Origin of the sequence: Moorena sp. SIO4E2, from assembly GCF_010671945.1 — a bacterium.
In the GTDB taxonomy this organism is placed as follows: Bacteria; Cyanobacteriota; Cyanobacteriia; order Cyanobacteriales; family Coleofasciculaceae; genus Moorena; species Moorena producens.
This window is the reverse complement of sequence record NZ_JAAHIE010000640.1, coordinates 1-3,725: the sequence shown is the minus strand read 5'-3', so window position 1 is coordinate 3,725 and position 3,725 is coordinate 1. Positions and strand designations below refer to the sequence as shown.

The window sequence follows — 3,725 nt, the reverse complement described above, 5'->3', positions numbered from 1 at the left end:
TGGCAAAAACAGTTTGATTGTTTTGAGTATTAATGATTATATTACTTTGCCCACCCTACTTTAATTCTACTTTAATTCGTCTGATACACCACACGCTGATAGCTGATAGCTGAATGCTTACCCTAGATCAGACTTGACTCAATTATTGTAAGCTAAAATCTAGATGGAAAAAATCACAGAGGGGTACACAAGCATTCAGCAGTCAGCAGTCAGCGGTCAGCGGTCAGCGGTCAGCGGTCAGCTTAAAATAAACCTTGAACGGGAGCATTGAATAATGCTTACCTGTTTTATTCAAAAGCACCTCAAGTAGCCTGCCCATAGCCCATAAGCTGATAGCTGAGGGCTGACTGCTAAAGGCACCTCAAGTAGCACCATCTGTAGCGCATATGCTTACCTGATAGCTTACTGCTGTTGAGCCTTCTGTGTCTTTTTCCGACCGCCATCGCCAGTTCTTAACTATTGGAGACATGAACAGATGTCTTTACTATTTATCCAACCCAAACCGATCAGGCAGAGCCAGTTACTCAATCGTCTAGTCTTAGAGCGTCAGACGACGGAAGAAATTGGTCATGTCGATCAACTCTTGTTGGACTATCAAGCTCATCGAGTCGTGGCCTTAAGGTGTAAGTCTGGATTACTTGGGGCGAAAAAACGCTACTTTGCTTGGGGTCAAGTCGAGAGTATTGGCACCGATAGTATTCTCGTCAACACTAGCAAAAATCACAAAACTCAACAGAAAACGGAGTCTTGGGATTCCCTGATCGGACATGAGGTATGGACAGATGCGGGTAACAAAATTGGTAAGCTAGTGGACTACTTGCTTAAACCCAAAAGCGGTAGTGTAGTTAACTATCTCTTCTCGGACCTTGGCTGGCATGGGGTTATGGATGGTATGTATCTACTCCCACCCGTAGCAATTTCGAGTATTGGCAGCAAGCGGATAATTGTACTGGATGCAGTTGCTCAAAATAGTAAACAGTATGGGGAAGGACTTAATCAAAAAATTAGTCAAGCTACAGACCTGATCAAGGAAGATTATCAAAAAACTGTCCAGGAATTTCAAGATGTCAAGCGAAAAGCTCAACATATACCAGAACAGTTTAAAGATAAAGCCCAATCAGTTACTGAACAGTTGAAGGATAAAGCCAAAGCGACCACTGCACAGTTTAAAGATAAAGCTCAATCAGTTACTGATCAGTTGAAAGACACAGCTCAGGCTACCACCGCACACTTACAGGATAAAGCCAAATCCGTTACGAAGCAGTTGAAAGATAAAACATAACAGGACTCTAAGGATTTATAATCAGGCGATAATTTTTGCCGATGGCTGTTAATTGGGAATTGGGAATTGGGAGTTATGAATTTTCCATTTTCCATTTTCCATTTTCCATTAACTAAGACCCAAGACCAATAAGTCTTTACTAATAAGTCATGACGTGAACTAGATCTGATTGCTTATAAATACATTTTACCAACTATATTAGTATTCTCCCCTTCTGATAATTTGCGGTTAAATAAATCAATAAATCAATTTTTGTCAGTCATACTAACCACTAAGCAAGCAATGGTAAACAGACAGTAACACGAGTACCTAAACCTATTTTACTTTCCATAACTATCTCACCTTGATGGTGTTCCACATAACTTTTGACAATTGATAACCCCAATCCAATTCCCCCTATGGAGCCGATATTACTCCCACGACTAAAGGAATTAAATAACTCACCTTGATCGTGCTTAGGAATGCCAATTCCTTCATCGGTAACTTCCAGTATTACTTGATTAGTGTCACATTTAAGGTTAAGTTCGACTTTGCCTCCTTGAGGAGAATATTTAATAGCATTAGAGAGGAGATTAGTTAGCATTTGGCTTAGTAGCTTAGGATCTGATCTGAATTCCTGACAGTCACCTTCATGCCTAAACAAGAGCTGGTGCTTATAGGTGGTTTTAGATTTGATTTCATCAACTAATTTACTACAAAATTCAACTAAGTCTATAGGTTCGGGTTGTAAATCTAGTTGCTTAAATTCTGTCTTGTTAATAAATAGCACATCATCCACTAAACCAGTCAGTTGCTGAACCATGGATTGGATACGTCTACAATGTTTTACTTGCCGAGTCAGATCCATTTGATGACAGTACCGTTCCAGGATTGCTGCTGATGAAGAAATGGTAGTTAATGGGGTGCGGTACTCATGGGAAATGCTAGAGATAATCCGAGATTTAAAATTGCTCAATTCTTTTTCTTTAACCAGTGATTGACGTAGTTTAATTTCCAAAACTTGGAGCTGATCATTAGCTACTCTTAGTTCAAGTGTGCGCTCCTCAACCCGACGTTCTAGCTCATCATTCAGTTGCTTCTGAGCAATTTCTAGTTCCTTGCGAGTGGTGATATCTCGCAGTGATGCCATATAGGCTTTTTTCCCTTCCCATTGAATCTCTACTAGCTGGATTTCGGCAATAACAATTTTTCCATAGGAGGAGCGAATATCTAGTTCTGTAGTTTGACCAACCACTAAGGAACTGCACCATAGTTCTCCTTGGAGTTTCTCCGCTTTACAGTTCATCAGGGATTCTGCTGCGGGATTAACAAATTGAATCACTCGATTCTGATCAATAATCACAACACCATCAGCATTTCTGGTAATCATGGTGCGAAATTGTTCTTCACTGGCTCGTAGGGCTTCAGTTTGTCGCTTCAGTGCTAACAGCAGTCGTTGCCGCTCCATGCCATAGCGCATCGCTCGTACCAATAGGTTCCGATCAAATTCTCCTTTAACTAAGTAATCCTGTGCTCCTTCTTGTAGCGCTTCTATCGCTAAATTCTCATCAGTCAGTCCACTCAGAATGATTATAGGCACTTCGGGAAACTGGGCATAAATTTGGCAAAATGTCTCTAGGCCTTGCTGATCGGGTAAGAACAGGTCACAGAGTACGATATTAATATTTCCCTGCTTTAGGCATTCGAGACCTTGCTCTAAGGTCTCTACATGGGTGAGTGTTGCTGGAAAATGTTTTGCCTTTTTGAGTAATGCTTTAATGAGCTCAACATCCTGGATATCGTCCTCAATTAAGAGGATTCGGGTACAATCAGGATGGTCTGCTCTTTCTGTGGGGAGTTTATTCTGAAAATAAATGACTGAAGCAGGGACTGGTGCAGAGAAATTAGTTTGATCAGCTGAAGGAGAAGTGACTGGTAGGTACGTTGATGACATTGGAATACCGTTAACTAATCAACAAACATCGGTTAGATATCAATTAAATCTAATATGTTAATATTGACCTAAAAAAAAACCTGTTTCCACCGTAATTTCACTAATAGTCATCTCCGTACTTATACGGATAATTCACTAAAAAATGCACATAAAACCCGTATAATCCTTGAGATCAAGGGGATTAAAATACAAAAAAGTATACCGTCTGAGGGTCTTCGATGGCTAACTTAGCCTCGAATCATAAAATTAATCTTAAAGATCAGGAGGCGTAATGGTGGTAAGATTTCAATAATTAGGTTTATCCTTGAAGGCATTAGCCATGATCAGATTAGGCTTGAGGCTAATGGTTTCTGACCTATAGCGCTACCCACTGGGAATCGGGAATCGGGAATCGGGAATCGGGAATCGGAAATCGGGAATCGGGAATCGGGAATCGGGAATCGGGAATCGGGAATCGGGAATCGGGAATGGGGAATCGGGAATCGGGAAGCGGGAAGCGGGAATCGGGAA

At 41.0% G+C, this 3,725-nt stretch carries 2 protein-coding genes and 1 pseudogene; 1 reads left to right on the top strand and 2 read right to left on the bottom strand.

Annotated elements, in window-relative coordinates:
* Positions 1–475 precede the first annotated feature (475 nt).
* Positions 476–1,282, top strand: coding sequence for a PRC-barrel domain-containing protein (locus tag F6K37_RS34605; RefSeq protein WP_008191651.1), 807 nt, complete (start codon positions 476–478; stop codon positions 1,280–1,282).
* A 271-nt stretch (positions 1,283–1,553) separates the two neighbouring features.
* Here F6K37_RS34605 and F6K37_RS34600 read toward each other — a convergent pair whose 3' ends face one another.
* Together F6K37_RS34600 and F6K37_RS34595 are read right to left on the bottom strand one after the other, a co-directional pair.
* The gene (locus F6K37_RS34600; protein ID WP_287255347.1) at positions 1,554–3,215 is read right to left on the bottom strand and encodes a hybrid sensor histidine kinase/response regulator; all 1,662 of its coding nucleotides are present in this window, start codon (positions 3,213–3,215) and stop codon (positions 1,554–1,556) included.
* Positions 3,216–3,538: 323 nt separating this feature from the next.
* Positions 3,539–3,725 (bottom strand): annotated as a pseudogene (locus tag F6K37_RS34595) (hypothetical protein); the annotation flags it as partial.

Excerpts from the sequence above, each read along its gene's own strand:
- F6K37_RS34605 (WP_008191651.1), top strand. The coding sequence starts at position 476 with ATGTCTTTACTATTTATCCAACCCAAACCGATCAGGCAGAGCCAGTTA.
- F6K37_RS34600 (WP_287255347.1), bottom strand. The coding sequence starts at position 3,215 with ATGTCATCAACGTACCTACCAGTCACTTCTCCTTCAGCTGATCAAACT.